We start from the raw sequence: 12,891 nt of genomic DNA on the forward strand, positions 1-12,891 counted from the left end.
GGATGGGTGCCGAGCTTCGCGTTCTGCGCCGTCGGATCCGGTCGGTCAAGTCGATGGCGAAGATCACCCGTGCGATGGAGCTGATCGCCGCCACCCGGATCACCAAGGCGCAGCAGCGTGCCGCGGCGGCGGGGCCCTACTCGCGGGAGATCACCCGCGCGGTGTCGGCGGTGGCCGGCTACCAGTCGACCGACCACCCGCTGCTGACCGAGGCCGAGCGGCCCACCCGGGCCGCCGTGCTGCTGATCACCAGCGACAAGGGCCTGGCCGGCGCGTACACCTCCAACGCCATCAAGGAGGCCGAGAGCCTGACCGAGCTGCTCCGCTCGGAGGGCAAGGAGGTGCTGACCTACATCGTCGGCATCAAGGGCATCACGTACTACACCTTCCGGGAGCGGCCGCTGGCCGGCAGCTGGGAGAGGATCACCGAGGTCCCCTCCTACGCCGACGCCAAGGAGATCGGGGACGCGCTGATGGCGGCGTTCACCACCCCGACGGAAGAGGGCGGCGTGGACGAGATCCACATCGTCTCCACCGAGTTCGTCTCGATGCTGTCCCAGCGGGCGGCGGCCCACCGCGTGCTGCCGCTGGAGGTCGAAGAGGTCAGCGAGCAGGAGCTGCGGCAGGCCCACGGCGGCCAGGCGCTCCCGCTGTACGAGTTCGAGCCCTCGGCCGAGGCGGTGCTGGACAGCCTGCTGCCCCGGTACGTCAACAACCGGATCTACTTCGCCCTCCTGGAGTCGGCCGCCTCCCAGCAGGCGTCGCGCCGGGCCGCCATGAAGGCGGCCACGGACAACGCCCAGGAGCTGGCCAAGGTCCTGGCCCGCCAGGCCAACGCGGCCCGGCAGGCGGAGATCACCCAGGAGATCAGCGAGATCGTCGGGGGCGCCAACGCGCTCGCTGACGCTCAGGTGGGGAGTGAGAACTAAGTGACTGCGACTGTGGAGGAGACGGCCGCGTCCGGCGTCGCGTCCGGACGCGTGGCCGAGGTGATCGGTCCGGTCGTCAACGTGGAGTTCCCGCGCGGCTCCATGCCCGCGATCTACAACGCGCTCAAGGTCGACGTGACCTTCGGCGCCGACAAGCGGACCCTGACCCTGGAGGTCGCCCAGCACATCGGCGACAACCTGATCAAGGCCATTTCGCTGCAGCCCACCGACGGCCTGGTCCGCGGCATGCCGGTCATCGACACCGGCGGTCCGATCACCGTGCCGGTCGGCGACGGCGTCAAGGGCCACGTGTTCAACACGCTGGGCGAGCCGCTGGACGCCGACGGAGCCTCCCTGGAGGTCACCGAGCGGTGGCCGATCCACCGCCGCCCGCCGGCCTTCGACCAGCTGGAGTCCAAGACCGAGATGCTGGTCACCGGCATCAAGGTGCTGGACCTGATCACCCCCTACGTCAAGGGCGGCAAGATCGGCCTGTTCGGCGGCGCGGGTGTGGGCAAGACGGTGCTCATCCAGGAGATGATCACCCGTATCGCCCGCAACTTCGGCGGTGTGTCGGTGTTCGCCGGCGTCGGCGAGCGCACCCGTGAGGGCACCGACCTGATGGTCGAGATGGCGGAGATGGGCGTGCTGCCCGACACCGCGCTGGTCTTCGGCCAGATGGACGAGCCCCCCGGTACCCGGCTGCGGGTGGCGCTGTCCGCGCTGACCATGGCGGAGTACTTCCGCGACGTGCAGCAGCAGGACGTGCTGCTGTTCATCGACAACATCTTCCGCTTCACCCAGGCGGGTTCGGAGGTGTCCACCCTGCTGGGCCGGATGCCGTCCGCGGTGGGCTACCAGCCCAACCTGGCCGACGAGATGGGCATCCTGCAGGAGCGGATCACCTCCACCCGGGGCCACTCCATCACCTCGATGCAGGCCATCTACGTGCCGGCGGACGACTACACCGACCCTGCCCCGGCCACCACCTTCGCGCACCTGGACGCCACCACCGAGCTGTCCCGCGGCGTGTTCGCCAAGGGCATCTACCCGGCGGTGGACCCGCTGGCGTCGACCTCCCGCATCCTGGACCCGCAGTACGTCGGCCAGGAGCACTACCAGGTCGCGCAGCGGGTGATCGAGATCCTGCAGCGCAACAACGACCTCCAGGACCAGATCGCCATCCTCGGCATCGACGAGCTGACCGAAGAGGACAAGATCATCGTGCGCCGGGCGCGGCGCCTGGAGCGCTTCCTGTCGCAGAACATGTACGTGGCGGAGAAGTTCACCGGCGACCCGGGCGTGTTCGTCGAGCTGGAGGACACCGTCGCCTCGTTCAAGGCGGTGACCGAGGGCGAGTACGACCACCTGCCCGAGCAGGCGTTCCTCAACGTCGGCGGCATCGAGGAAGCCGTCAAGAAGGCGGAGACCCTCAAGAGCTGAGGCCGGCCGCCCGCCGCGGCGGGCGCCACACGGCGCCCGCCGCGACACGGCCCGTCCAGGTGCGCGGACAACCGGAGGAATGAGTGGCTAAGCTGCAGGTCGAGCTGGTCTCGCCGGAGCGCGAGCTCTGGTCGGGCAGTGCCGACATGGTGGTCGCCAAGACCCTTGAGGGGTCGATCGGCGTCATGCCGGGACACGTCCCGGTGCTGGGCGTGCTGGAGCCGGGCGGCGTCGTCGCGGTGCACACCGGCGACGGAACGGTGTCGGCCGCGGTGCACGGCGGCTTCATCTCGGTGGCCGACGACAAGATCTCCATCCTGGCCGAGGTGGCCGAGATGAGCGACGAGATCGACGTGGCCCGCGCCGAGCAGGCGCTGGAGCGCGCGCAGAGCGGCGACACCGCCGACGAGGAGGTGCGCGCCGAGATCGCCCGAGCCCGGGCGCGGCTGCGCGCCGCCGGCCGGGAGTCCTGAGCCGGCGCGAGCGGAGACTGAGCAGGCAGCGCGGAGACCGAGGACGCCATGGAGACCGGCGCAGCGATCCTGACCGTGGTGACCGCCGCGGTCGTGGTGGTGCTGGCCGGACTCCTGCTCGTCACGGTCCGGCGCTACCTGCTGGAGCGGGGCGGCGGCACGGTGGAGTGCAGCCTCCGCCAGGATCCAGGCGGCAAATGGCGGCTGGGTTTCGCCCGGTACCACGTGGACGATCTGCGCTGGTACCGGGTTTTCGCATTGTGGCCGTGGCCCTCGGTGGTGCTGTCGCGCCGCGGCCTGATCGTCGACAGCCGGCGCCGCCCCACCGAGGCCGAACTGGTCGACCTCACCCCCGACTCGGTGGTGGTGGCCTGCGCCGCCCTGGTCAGGGAGACCGGGCCCGGCACCGAGCCGGTGGCCGAGCTGGCCATGTCGGAGGCGGCCGTCACCGGTTTCCTGTCCTGGCTGGAGTCCTCCCCGCCCGGCACCCACTTCGAGAAGTACTGACCCACCCCTCACCAGGAGAGCACGCCATGCTGGTCGCCTTCTCTGTCAGCCCGATGGGCAGCGGCCCGTCCGTCGCCCCGGCCGTGGCCAGGGCGGTCCAGGTGGTCCGCGAGAGCGGGCTGCCCAACCGCACCGACGCCATGTTCACCACGGTCGAGGGCGAGTGGGACGAGGTCATGGACGTCGTCCGCCGCGCCACCGAGGCGGCCGGTGAGGGCGCCGAGCGGGTCAGCCTGGTGCTGAAGGCCGACATCCGGGCCGGGGTGACCGACGCGATGACCGCCAAGGTCGACCGGGTCGAGGAGCTGCTGAACCCCTGAGGCCGCCGCCGGGCGGCTAGCGCTCGCCGCCCGGCTTCCACAGCAGCTCGCCCGCGTCGCCCGCCGTCCGCCTGGCCAGGATGAACAGCAGGTCCGACAGCCGGTTGAGGTACCGCGCCGGCAGCGTGCTCACCGAGTCGCCGTGCTCGTGCACCGCGGCCCAGGCCGAGCGCTCAGCGCGGCGGACCACCGTGCGCGCCACGTGCAGCAGCGCCGTGCCCGGCGCGCCACCGGGCAGCACGAAGCTGCGCAGCTTGGGCAGATCGGCGTTGTAGTGGTCGCAGGACTCCTCGAGCCGGTCGACGTACTCCTGCTCCACCCGCAGCGGCGGGTAGGGCGGATCGGGCACCACGGGCGCGCAGAGGTCGGCGCCGACGTCGAAGAGTTCGTTCTGCACCCGGGACAGCAGCCGCGCGATGTCGGGCGCGATGTCGGCCCCGCCCAGGGAGAGGGCGGCGCCGATGGCGGCATTGGCCTCCTCCACGTCGGCGTAGGCGATGAGCCTGGGGTCGGTCTTGCCGGTGCGGCTGCCGTCGCCGAGCGCGGTGGTGCCGTCGTCGCCGGTTCGGGTGTAGATGGTGGACAGCACCACGGGCTGGTCGTCGCGTCTGCGGGCCATGGCCCCACCCTACGGCCCGGCCGCGCCGCCGGCGCGGCCGGAGCGCGGCACCGGATCCGGCCGCCGGCGCGGTCGCGAGCGCGGTAACACAGGGTAACGATCTCGTCACGGAGCTTTGACCGCTCCGCTCCGCGTCGTCGCCGCTGCGGCCGGTCTGCCGCTCTGACCTGCGGCGACACCCTTTACCTCGCCGTGTATCCGTCAGTGGCGCCCAGGAAGAACGCCCGCTTGGGGTATTCACAAGATCGCTACGATGTGGCATCTTTACATCACTGACCGTAATCAAGGCCGGTCATGACGCCGGAGATTTTTCCGTCTCATGGGCAACTGGCTGGATAGAATCCGCGTCTTCACAGGTAGAGGCCCATACGAAGGCCCATTGACAACACAGGCGGTGGACCGCGAAACCGGTACCGAGTCGCCACCCGTCCCACGCAGGCTATGACGGGTAGGCGTTCCCGGGAAGAGCCGACAGCGAGCCGCGCATGGCGACTGGTTATGGGGGTAGGCAGTCGCCGTCGCCGACGATCTTGGGGGAGACGTCGGCGTTCGCGGCGGATCGGCTCGATCGCGGCAGCAATCACCGCCCGCCCCCACGCCCGGATCGAGGTCCGGCCGTGGGAACGCCATCGCGCGGACGCCGCCGAACCGGCCATGACCCTGCCGGAGGCCGCGTCCGGAACGGCACATCACCGCCGAACGCGATGCGCGATAACAGCTCCCGGCGGATCTCGGGGGCCCGCCGGGAGCTGTTCAACGTGACGGAGCCCCGCGACCCATCAAGGGTCGCGGGGCTCCGCCGTGCCGTGCGGCCGCCGAGCGGCGGGGCCGGGGCGGTCGTGCCCGTCAGCGCAGGAAGAGGTCGCCCTGCCGCTCGAACTGCGCGGGGGCGGTGGCCTGCGCGGTGCGCAGCACGCCGTTCACCGGCAGGGTGCTGCGGGCGTAGGTCTCCACCGCGTAGGCGGCGGCGTCGGACAGCTCGTCCAGGCTCTGGCGGTTGATGTTGTCGAGGTCGTCGGCGGCGGTGTGGTAGTTCGGGTCGTAGGACTCACCGGCGGTGCCGCCGTACCACTCGACCTGCTCCTCGGTCTTGACGCCCTCGGCGCCGGAGAACAGCCCGCCGGACGGGATGCCGGCGTTGATGAAGCCGGAGTAGTCGGAGCGGCCGTTGAACTCGGAGTCCTCGCTGACCATGCCCTGGGCGTCGAAGTAGCGGTGGAACAGGGTCTCGATCGCCCCGGAGCCGGCCGGCGGCGGGGTGATGGAGCCGCCCAGGGAGTCGTCGCCGTCCAGCACGAAGCGCGCGTAGTTGGGCGAGCCCACCATGTCGAAGTTCAGGTACAGCGCGATGTCGTCGATCTGCTCCTCGCTGAGGGACTGCACGTACTCGGTCGAGCCGATCAGGCCCTCCTCCTCGGTGCCCCAGAAGGCGAAGCGCACCGCGTTGTTGAGGCGGTTCTCGTTCAGCCGCGGCAGCTGGCGGGCGATCTCCAGCACCGTGGCGACGCCGCTGCCGTTGTCGTTGATGCCGGCGCCCTCGCGCACGCTGTCCAGGTGCGCGCCGACCACCACGACGTTGTCGTGGCGGCCGGTCTCTGTCTCGGCGACCACGTTGAAGGAGCTGCGGGTCTCGACCACGGAGTCCACGGCCACGCGCAGCTCCAGGCCCTCGGTGGCCGCCAGGGCCTCGCCGAGGTCGTTGCTGGTGCCCACCACCGGGATCTCCGAGAGGCCGCCGACGGTGCCCAGCACCGGCTGCTCGAACTCGGGGGCGCCGCCGCTGTTGAAGATGATCGCCGCACTGGCGCCGGCCTGGGCGGCGAGGTCGGTCTTGATCTGGAAGGTGCAGCTGCCTCTGCGGATCAGGGCGATGGCGCCCTCGGGGAAGCCGGCGAACTGCTCGGCCGTGCAGCCGCTGTCGGCGGCGCCGGTGTTCACCGGCACGACCGGGGCGGTGACCTCGCCGGCGACCGAGTAGGTGAAGGTCAGGAAGTCGGTGCCGTACTCGTAGGCGACCTGCTCGGGAGCGACCTGCTCGATCTCGGAGGGGCTGACCTCGCTCCACGACTCGTAGTCGTACTCGTGCACCTCGGGTTCGTAGCCGGCCCGCTCCAGCTGGTCGATCACGTACTGGGCGGCGACCTGGTAGCCGGGCGTTCCGGTGGCGCGGTTGCCGCCGTTGTAGTCGGCGATGGTGGCGAGATTGTCGAGGTGGCCCTCGATGCGGTTGACGTTGACCAGCCTCGGCAGCCGGCCCGCGTCCGCGGGCTCGGCCTGTGCCGTTGGGGCCATCACGAGACTCGCGACGACGGCCAGCGCGGCCCCGGTGGCGATCTTGCGCACAGGTTCCTCCTGCGTCAAGGAGAGGTGTAAGGAGCACCACCGGGTCTTTCGGGCGCGCCGGGCGGACGGGTCGGGCGCGTTCACACTCCGGTGGATCTGCGCAGCCTGTCACCATATCGTCGCGGCAAGCAAGGGAAGCGCGCGTGGAAAGTAGTCGTATTGCCACTTCCGGCCACCGGGCTGGGAACCCGCCTTCCCTTTGCGGCAGAATGCCGGATTTTCCCGGCTTGGTCGCCGCGAATTCGCGACTGGAGAGGGGGCAGGGCCGCACCGGTTCGCCGGTGCGGCCCTGCCGGGACGGAGCGCCAGGGCGCCGCTAGGTCGTGCAGGCGGTGCCGTTGAGGGTGAAGGCGCTCGGTGCGGTGTTGGTGCCGGAGTGGCTGAGCTGGAAGCCGAAGGAGACGCTCGACCCGGCGGCGATGGTCTGGTTCCACGACGCGTTGGTCGCGGTGACCTGTGTGCCGTTCTGGGTGGCGCTGGCGTTCCAGGCGCTGGTGACGCGCTGGCCGCTGGGGAAGCTCCAGACGACCGACCAGCCGTTGATCGGCGCGGTGCCGTTGTTGCGGACCGTCACATTGGCGGTGGCGCCGTTGTTCCAGCTCGATGTGGTGGCGTAGGTGACGGTGCAGCCGCCCACCGGGTCGGGGCCGGGGCCGGGGCCCGGGTCCTCGCCGCCGAGCGCCTCGTACATCGCCCAGTAGGCCGGCTTGGCGTTGTAGTTCTCGTCGATGGGCAGGGCCGCGCCCTGGCCCGGGAAGGTGTCGGGGACCCAGGAGTAGCGGTCGGTGACGCCCCAGACCGTCACGCCGGTGCAGGCCGAGACGTTCAGGCAGGCGTTCATGACGGCGCGGTAGTCGTTGCCCTGCTGCTGGATGCTGGCGTTGCTGGCGGGCGTCGGCACGCGGATGTCCAGCTCGGTGATGGTGACCTCCAGGCCGAGGTCGGCGAAGCGCTGGATGTTCTGCTGCATGGTGCTGGGCACCTGGCCGCCGATCAGGTGGGCCTGCATGCCGATGCCGTCCAGCGGCACGCCCTGCTGCAGCAGCCGCCGGGCCAGGTTGTACAGGCCGTCGCTCTTGGCGTTGATGCCCTCGACGTTGTAGTCGTTGATGTAGAGCCGGGCGTTGGGGTCGGCCTGGTCGGCCCAGCGCAGCGCGTCGGCGATGTAGCTCTCGCCGAGGGTCCGGTAGAAGACGGAGTCGCGGAAGGTGCCGTCCTCGTTGAACGCCTCGTTGACCACGTCCCAGGCGTAGATCTCGCCCCGGTAGCGGCCGCCGAGCGCCGCGATGTGCTCCTGCATGACGGTGCGCAGCTGCGTGGCGCTCATGCCGCCGTCACGCACCCAGCTGGGCAGCTGGCTGTGCCAGATCATGGTGTGGCCGTAGACGATCTGGTCGTTCGCCTGCGCGAAGTTCACCACCTGGTCCGCGCCGCTCCAGTTGAACTGGCCGCGCGAGGGCTGGATCGTCTCCCACTTCATCACGTTCTCGGCCGTGATGGAGTTGAACTGCTCGATGGTGGTGTTGCGGTAGTCGGCCTCGTTGTTCAGCCGGTTCGGATCGACGGCGGTACCGATCCGGAAGCCCTGGGCACCGGGCAGGTCGCGCAGGCTCCCGTCGATGTCGGCCTGTGCGGGCAGCGCGACGCCGAGGGCGCACAGCACGGCGAGGAGGGGGACGGCGAGTCGGCGGGCGAGGCGCGCCAAGCGGCCCGGCCCGTCGGTGCGGTTGCGGTTGTCAGGCACGTCAACTGTTCCCTTCGAATGCGTTTCCGGATCGCGGGGGCCATTCCGGATGGGCAGACGTGGGAGCGCTCCCAGAGATGTGCCGTGAACTTAACATGAGTAACCGGGCGATGGCAGAGGTGTTTCGTCCCGAAAACTTTCGGTTTGCGGGGACGGTGCACCGGGCGCGGCCTTCGGTGGGCGAGGGCGCGCGGCCGCCCGGTGTGCGGGTGCGGCGGCCGGAGTCACCGCACGGCGCGACCCTCGCATTCCGGTGCGAATGGCGCGAATCAGTTTTGTCCGGCGCGCCTTCTCCGTCATGCCACGTCACGGCGCCGGAACCGGCCGCAGGCCGGGCAGGGCGGCGGCCGGCGGCGTTTGTGCCGGAGCCCGCCGGGCACACGGGGCCCAACGCCGGAAGGCGAACAAGGAAGGAGCCCCGCCATGGGCGTGATGTTCCGCAAGCGGAAGAGGATCGGCCCGGTGATCCTCCATTTCACCGAGAACGGTTTCTCTTCGTGGAGCCTCAGGATCGGCCGCTGGTCGTGGAACTCCCGAGCGCGCCGGCACCGGGTCGACCTGCCCGGGCCCCTCTCCTGGAAGCAGGACAAGGGACGCTCCTGACAAAGACGCGGAACGGCGAATGCGCACCCGCGCGCCATCGGCGGGAGAGCGCGGACGCCGCACGCGAATTCGGTCGGAACGGCGGGCGGTCCGGTTTCCCTGATTTCGTTGATCTGCCTCGGCACGCGAATTCAGGACGCACCGGAGGCCCGCCGCCCGCCTGTCTAGAACAGCCGCAGCTCGTCGCTCACAGTGCCGCGCAGCGCGTCGTAGTCCAGGACGACGCAGCGGATCCCCCGGTCCTCGGCCAGGGTGCGGGCCTGCGGCGCGATGCTCTGCGCGGCCAGGATGCCCTGGACCGGCGCGAGCAGGGTGTCGCGGTTGAGCAGTTCGAGGTAGCGGGTCAGCTGCTCCACCGCGTCGATGGTGGCGCGCCGCTTGATCTCGGTGGCCACCGTGCCGCCGTCGGCGTCGCGGCACAGGATGTCGACCGGGCCGATCGCGGTGGGGTACTCGCGGCGGATCAGCTTCCAGCCCGCCCCGAGGGTGGTGATGTGCTCGGCCAGCAGCTCCTGGAGGTGCGCCTCCACACCGTCCTTGCGCAGGCCGGGATCGGCGCCGAGTTCGTGCGCGAAGTCGTGCACGACCTCCTCGATGCGCAGGATCAGCTTCTCGCCGGACTTGCCGTGGGTGACCGTCCAGACGGCCGCCTCACCCTCCCCACCGGGCTCCTCACGTAGGGTGCATGGCGGATTCATCCAGTTCAGCGGTTTGAACGCGCGGTCGTCGGCGTGGATCGACACCGAGCCGTCGGCCTTGATCAGGATCAGCCGCGGGGCCATGGGCAGGTGGGCGGTGAGCCGGCCGACATAGTCGACGCTGCAACGGGCGATGACGAGACGCACGGAAACGCACGTTACTAGCAATCCGTACCGAGGGTGGCCGGAAACCGGCCACGGGACTTGAGAACGAGAACGGTTCCCGCGCCCTTGTCAACGGGCCCGGCGGGTACGCATGTGTGACCTCCAGGGTAGCCAGATCTGACGTGCGATGCCCGTCCGATGGGGTTTAGCGTCGAAACGTTGTCCGCTGGCCGGGTCGCGCCGCTTGAGGCCGAGGCGGACACCCTTGCCCGTTCGAAAGGATCTTCATGTCGCTCACCGTCTCGACCGAACTCCTGCAGCAGGCACAGTCCGGCGAAGTCGACGACGCCGATTTCCTCGCCTGCGTCCGCACCTCGCTTCCCTACGCCTGGGAGGTGATCAGCGGCCTCGCCGAGCGGGTGCAGGACACCGGGGCCGCCTACGAGGCCAACGAGGTGCCGCCCCCGGACGAGCAGGCCAGGGGCCAGCTGCTGCGCGCCCTCGCCAGCGACGCCATGCGCGGCGCCTTGGAGCGCCACTTCGGGTTCCGTATCGCCTTCCAGAACTGCCACAAGGTGGCCCTCTTCCAGCCCGCCGCGCACGACGAGTACCGAGCCTTCGTCACCCCGCGCGCCCAGCTGCTGAACCAGTCGCCCGAGCTGGTCGACTGCTGAACCCCCGCCCGTGCGCGCCCGGCGACGCGCCGGGCGCGCACGGGCGTCTCTACAAGGTCTCGCCTATTCTCGCCAGTACCGAGAAACGGCGACGAGTGACAGTTCCTTCTGGTTGCATTCCGTACCAGGAGGTGACGCAGAGATGAGCGTGGCTGCGATCGAACCCGAATCCAGTACGAACGGGCTACTGCGCGCCTGGCGAGAGCTGGACGTGCCCGACGGTTGGCGGGCCGAGATCATCGGAGAGGGAATCTCCCTGATGCCGCCGCCGAAAGGCAAGCACAACCGCATCGCGGACCTGATACAGCGGCAGCTGTACCGGGTACTCGCCAGTGACTGTGGTATCTACCAGACGCTAGGGATCTGGATCGGCATGCTCGACCAGCTCTATGTGCCGGATCTGGTCGTGATGCCCGTCGACCTGCTGGACGACGGGGAGGACCCCTATCCGGCCGACGCGGCGCTGCTGGTCGTTGAGGTGACTTCGAAGGGCAATGCCGACACCGACCGCAAGACGAAGCTGTGGGGCTACGCACACGCGCCCGTCCCGCTGTACCTGCTGGTCGACCGGTGGAGCGCGGACGGCCCCTCCGTGACCCTGTACTCCGAGCCGTCCAGCGGCAGGTACCGAAGCATGGTGCGGGTGCCCTTCGGCAAGCCGATCCCGCTGCCCGAGCCCTTCGGGCTGGACCTGGCCACGGACGAGTTCCCCGCAGGCGACTGAGTTCACGCCGCATGACCCTCGGCGGGGCGGCGGGCACGGGCACCGGAGCGATCGCACCCTAGGATCGGCCCATGACCGACGACATGGGCGCGGACGGCGCGCGAACCGGGACGGAAGCGGCGGCCGACACCGCGGAAGGGGCCGCGGCGGTGCGGACCGTGGGGGTGGTCGGGCTCGGCACCATGGGGGCCGGGATCGCCGAGGTGTTCGCCCGGGCCGGTCTGGACGTGGTGGGGGTCGAGGCGGACGCGGCGGCGCTGGACGCGGGGCGGCGGCGGCTGGACGCCTCGCTGGCGCGGGCGGTGCAGCGCGGCCGGCTCAGCGACGAGGACCGCGACGGGATCGTCGGACGGATCGCCCTGTACACCGAGCGGGCGGCGCTGGCCGCCGCCGACCTGGTGGTCGAGGTGGTGCCCGAGCGGATCGAGGCCAAGCGCGAGGTCTTCGCCGAACTCGACCGGATCGTGCCCGAGGGCGCGGTGCTGGCCACCAACACCTCCTCGCTGGCGGTCACCGAGATCGCCGCCTGCACCACGAGGCCCGAGCGCGTCGTCGGCATGCACTTCTTCAACCCCGCGCCGGTGATGGAGCTGGTGGAGGTGGTCACCACCGTGCGCACCGAGCCCGCCGCCGCCGCCCTCGCCTCCGGGCTGGCCGCCCGGGTCGGCAAGACCCCCGTCACGGTGGGCGACCGGGCCGGCTTCGTGGCCAACGCGCTGCTGCTGCCCTTCCTCAACCACGCCGTCGTCCTGCTGGAGGAGCGGGTCGCCTCCCGGGACGACATCGACGCGGCCGTCCGCGACGGCATCGGCCTGCCGATGGGGCCGCTGGCCCTGCTCGACCTGATCGGGCTGGATGTCTCGCTGGCCGTGCTCGACGTGCTCTGGGCGGAGTTCCGCGACCCCCGCTACGCCGCCGCGCCGCTGCTGCGCCGGATGGTCGCGGCGGGGCTGCTCGGCCGCAAGACCGGTCGCGGCTTCCACCGGCACGCCGACGACGGCGCGCAGGAGCCGGAGTTCACCGCGAGCCCGCTCGGCGAGGTGCTGGGCGGCCCGAACGCCGTCACCACCCTGCTGCTGCTCGCCCACATGAACGACGCGGTCCGGATGGTGCAGTGCGGCTACGCCACCCCCGACCAGGTGGAGACCGCGATGCGGCTGGGCTGCGGCTACCCGCGCGGACCGCTCGAACTGCTCGACGGCATGGGCCTGGACAATGTGCTCAAGGGCCTGGAGGTGTGCCACCAGACCACCAGGAACTCCGGCTTCCTGCCCACCGCGCTGCTGCGCCACCTGGTGGACCAGGGCGCGACCAGCCTGCGCGCCTCGGTGGGCTGAGCGGGCACGCGTCCGCGGCCGGCCGGGCGTCTCCTACCCTTGTCGGTATGAGCCCGCGCCGCAACGCACGCCGCCGCGACGAGCCGCCGCCCACCGGCCGCATCGGCGGCATCCCGCGGGCGGAGTCGGGACCCGACGGCGACTGGGTGGTGCGGGCCGTCACCGGCGCGGCGGCCGACAAGACCTATGTCTGCCCCGGCTGCGAGCAGCGCATCGGCGCCGGCGTCCCGCACACGGTGGCGTGGCCGTCGGGCGACCGCGGCGCCGAGAACCGCAGGCACTGGCACACCAGCTGCTGGACCAACCGGCTCAACCGAGGCCCCCGGGTGCGGCGGAGCCGCGACGCGCCCCGCTACTGACCCCTGACACACC

General features: G+C 70.8%; 14 protein-coding genes. 10 read left to right on the forward strand and 4 right to left on the reverse strand.

Translation table 11 applies throughout. The features are described from left to right. Positions 1–2 precede the first annotated feature (2 nt). The 5 genes from CLV72_RS01880 (at position 3) to CLV72_RS01900 (ending at position 3,672) form a co-directional block, all read left to right on the forward strand. A complete protein-coding gene (locus CLV72_RS01880; RefSeq protein ID WP_106238107.1) occupies positions 3–929 on the forward strand; it encodes a F0F1 ATP synthase subunit gamma in 927 nt (308 codons plus the stop codon). Then, entirely contained in the window at positions 930–2,372 is a 1,443-nt protein-coding gene (gene atpD / locus CLV72_RS01885; RefSeq protein ID WP_106238110.1) for a F0F1 ATP synthase subunit beta, read from the forward strand. 83 nt (positions 2,373–2,455) lie between these two features. Further along, positions 2,456–2,845, forward strand: a complete 390-nt coding sequence (locus CLV72_RS01890; RefSeq protein ID WP_106238112.1) for a F0F1 ATP synthase subunit epsilon — start codon at positions 2,456–2,458, stop codon at positions 2,843–2,845. 48 nt (positions 2,846–2,893) lie between these two features. After that, positions 2,894–3,352 carry a DUF2550 domain-containing protein gene (locus tag CLV72_RS01895; RefSeq protein WP_106238115.1) on the forward strand — a complete coding sequence of 153 codons (459 nt, stop codon included), beginning with the start codon at positions 2,894–2,896 and terminating at the stop codon, positions 3,350–3,352. A gap of 26 nt (positions 3,353–3,378) precedes the next feature. Next, positions 3,379–3,672, forward strand: coding sequence for an MTH1187 family thiamine-binding protein (locus CLV72_RS01900; RefSeq protein WP_106238118.1), 294 nt, complete (start codon positions 3,379–3,381; stop codon positions 3,670–3,672). 16 nt (positions 3,673–3,688) lie between these two features. Here the strand turns inward: CLV72_RS01900 and CLV72_RS01905 are convergent, their stop codons facing one another. The 3 genes from CLV72_RS01905 to CLV72_RS01915 all read right to left on the reverse strand — a co-directional run bounded on the left by CLV72_RS01905 (position 3,689) and on the right by CLV72_RS01915 (position 8,378). Beyond that, entirely contained in the window at positions 3,689–4,291 is a 603-nt protein-coding gene (locus CLV72_RS01905) for a cob(I)yrinic acid a,c-diamide adenosyltransferase (RefSeq protein WP_106238120.1), read from the reverse strand. Positions 4,292–5,137: 846 nt separating this feature from the next. Then, on the reverse strand, positions 5,138–6,583 hold the full coding sequence (locus CLV72_RS01910; RefSeq protein WP_211302742.1) for a M28 family peptidase: 1,446 nt from the start codon (positions 6,581–6,583) through the stop codon (positions 5,138–5,140). 367 nt (positions 6,584–6,950) lie between these two features. Beyond that, complete coding sequence (locus tag CLV72_RS01915; protein WP_106238128.1) at positions 6,951–8,378, reverse strand: endo-1,4-beta-xylanase; 1,428 nt, start codon at positions 8,376–8,378, stop codon at positions 6,951–6,953. Between the two features lie 423 nt (positions 8,379–8,801). Between CLV72_RS01915 and CLV72_RS01925 the strand changes: the two genes are divergently transcribed. Continuing rightward, complete coding sequence (locus CLV72_RS01925) at positions 8,802–8,981, forward strand: DUF4236 domain-containing protein (protein ID WP_106238131.1); 180 nt, start codon at positions 8,802–8,804, stop codon at positions 8,979–8,981. Between the two features lie 164 nt (positions 8,982–9,145). Here CLV72_RS01925 and nucS read toward each other — a convergent pair whose 3' ends face one another. Continuing rightward, complete coding sequence (gene nucS, locus CLV72_RS01930) at positions 9,146–9,826, reverse strand: endonuclease NucS (protein WP_106238134.1); 681 nt, start codon at positions 9,824–9,826, stop codon at positions 9,146–9,148. A 245-nt stretch (positions 9,827–10,071) separates the two neighbouring features. Between nucS and CLV72_RS01935 the strand changes: the two genes are divergently transcribed. The 4 genes from CLV72_RS01935 (at position 10,072) to CLV72_RS01950 (ending at position 12,878) form a co-directional block, all read left to right on the forward strand. Next, positions 10,072–10,458: an SCO5389 family protein gene (locus CLV72_RS01935; RefSeq protein WP_106238136.1), complete on the forward strand. Its 387-nt coding sequence runs from the start codon at positions 10,072–10,074 to the stop codon at positions 10,456–10,458. Between the two features lie 142 nt (positions 10,459–10,600). Next, a complete protein-coding gene (locus CLV72_RS01940; protein WP_106238139.1) occupies positions 10,601–11,182 on the forward strand; it encodes a Uma2 family endonuclease in 582 nt (193 codons plus the stop codon). Positions 11,183–11,253: 71 nt separating this feature from the next. After that, a complete protein-coding gene (locus CLV72_RS01945) occupies positions 11,254–12,519 on the forward strand; it encodes a 3-hydroxyacyl-CoA dehydrogenase (protein WP_281262384.1) in 1,266 nt (421 codons plus the stop codon). A gap of 47 nt (positions 12,520–12,566) precedes the next feature. Then, a complete protein-coding gene (locus CLV72_RS01950) occupies positions 12,567–12,878 on the forward strand; it encodes a hypothetical protein (protein WP_106238143.1) in 312 nt (103 codons plus the stop codon). The last annotated feature ends 13 nt before the right edge of the window (positions 12,879–12,891 follow it).

The sequence above is a fragment of the Allonocardiopsis opalescens genome (genome assembly GCF_003002095.1).
In the GTDB taxonomy this organism is placed as follows: domain Bacteria; phylum Actinomycetota; class Actinomycetes; order Streptosporangiales; family Streptosporangiaceae; genus Allonocardiopsis; species Allonocardiopsis opalescens.

What these genes read in the sequence shown, in the direction of transcription:
- CLV72_RS01945 (WP_281262384.1), top strand. Translation starts at nt 11,254, where the DNA reads ATGACCGACGACATGGGCGCGGACGGCGCGCGAACCGGGACGGAAGCG.
- CLV72_RS01940 (WP_106238139.1), top strand. Translation starts at nt 10,601, where the DNA reads ATGAGCGTGGCTGCGATCGAACCCGAATCCAGTACGAACGGGCTACTG.
- CLV72_RS01895 (WP_106238115.1), top strand. Translation starts at nt 2,894, where the DNA reads ATGGAGACCGGCGCAGCGATCCTGACCGTGGTGACCGCCGCGGTCGTG.
- CLV72_RS01950 (WP_106238143.1), top strand. Translation starts at nt 12,567, where the DNA reads ATGAGCCCGCGCCGCAACGCACGCCGCCGCGACGAGCCGCCGCCCACC.
- CLV72_RS01900 (WP_106238118.1), top strand. Translation starts at nt 3,379, where the DNA reads ATGCTGGTCGCCTTCTCTGTCAGCCCGATGGGCAGCGGCCCGTCCGTC.
- CLV72_RS01905 (WP_106238120.1), bottom strand. Translation starts at nt 4,291, where the DNA reads ATGGCCCGCAGACGCGACGACCAGCCCGTGGTGCTGTCCACCATCTAC.
- CLV72_RS01925 (WP_106238131.1), top strand. Translation starts at nt 8,802, where the DNA reads ATGGGCGTGATGTTCCGCAAGCGGAAGAGGATCGGCCCGGTGATCCTC.
- CLV72_RS01910 (WP_211302742.1), bottom strand. Translation starts at nt 6,583, where the DNA reads ATGGCCCCAACGGCACAGGCCGAGCCCGCGGACGCGGGCCGGCTGCCG.
- CLV72_RS01935 (WP_106238136.1), top strand. Translation starts at nt 10,072, where the DNA reads ATGTCGCTCACCGTCTCGACCGAACTCCTGCAGCAGGCACAGTCCGGC.
- CLV72_RS01880 (WP_106238107.1), top strand. Translation starts at nt 3, where the DNA reads ATGGGTGCCGAGCTTCGCGTTCTGCGCCGTCGGATCCGGTCGGTCAAG.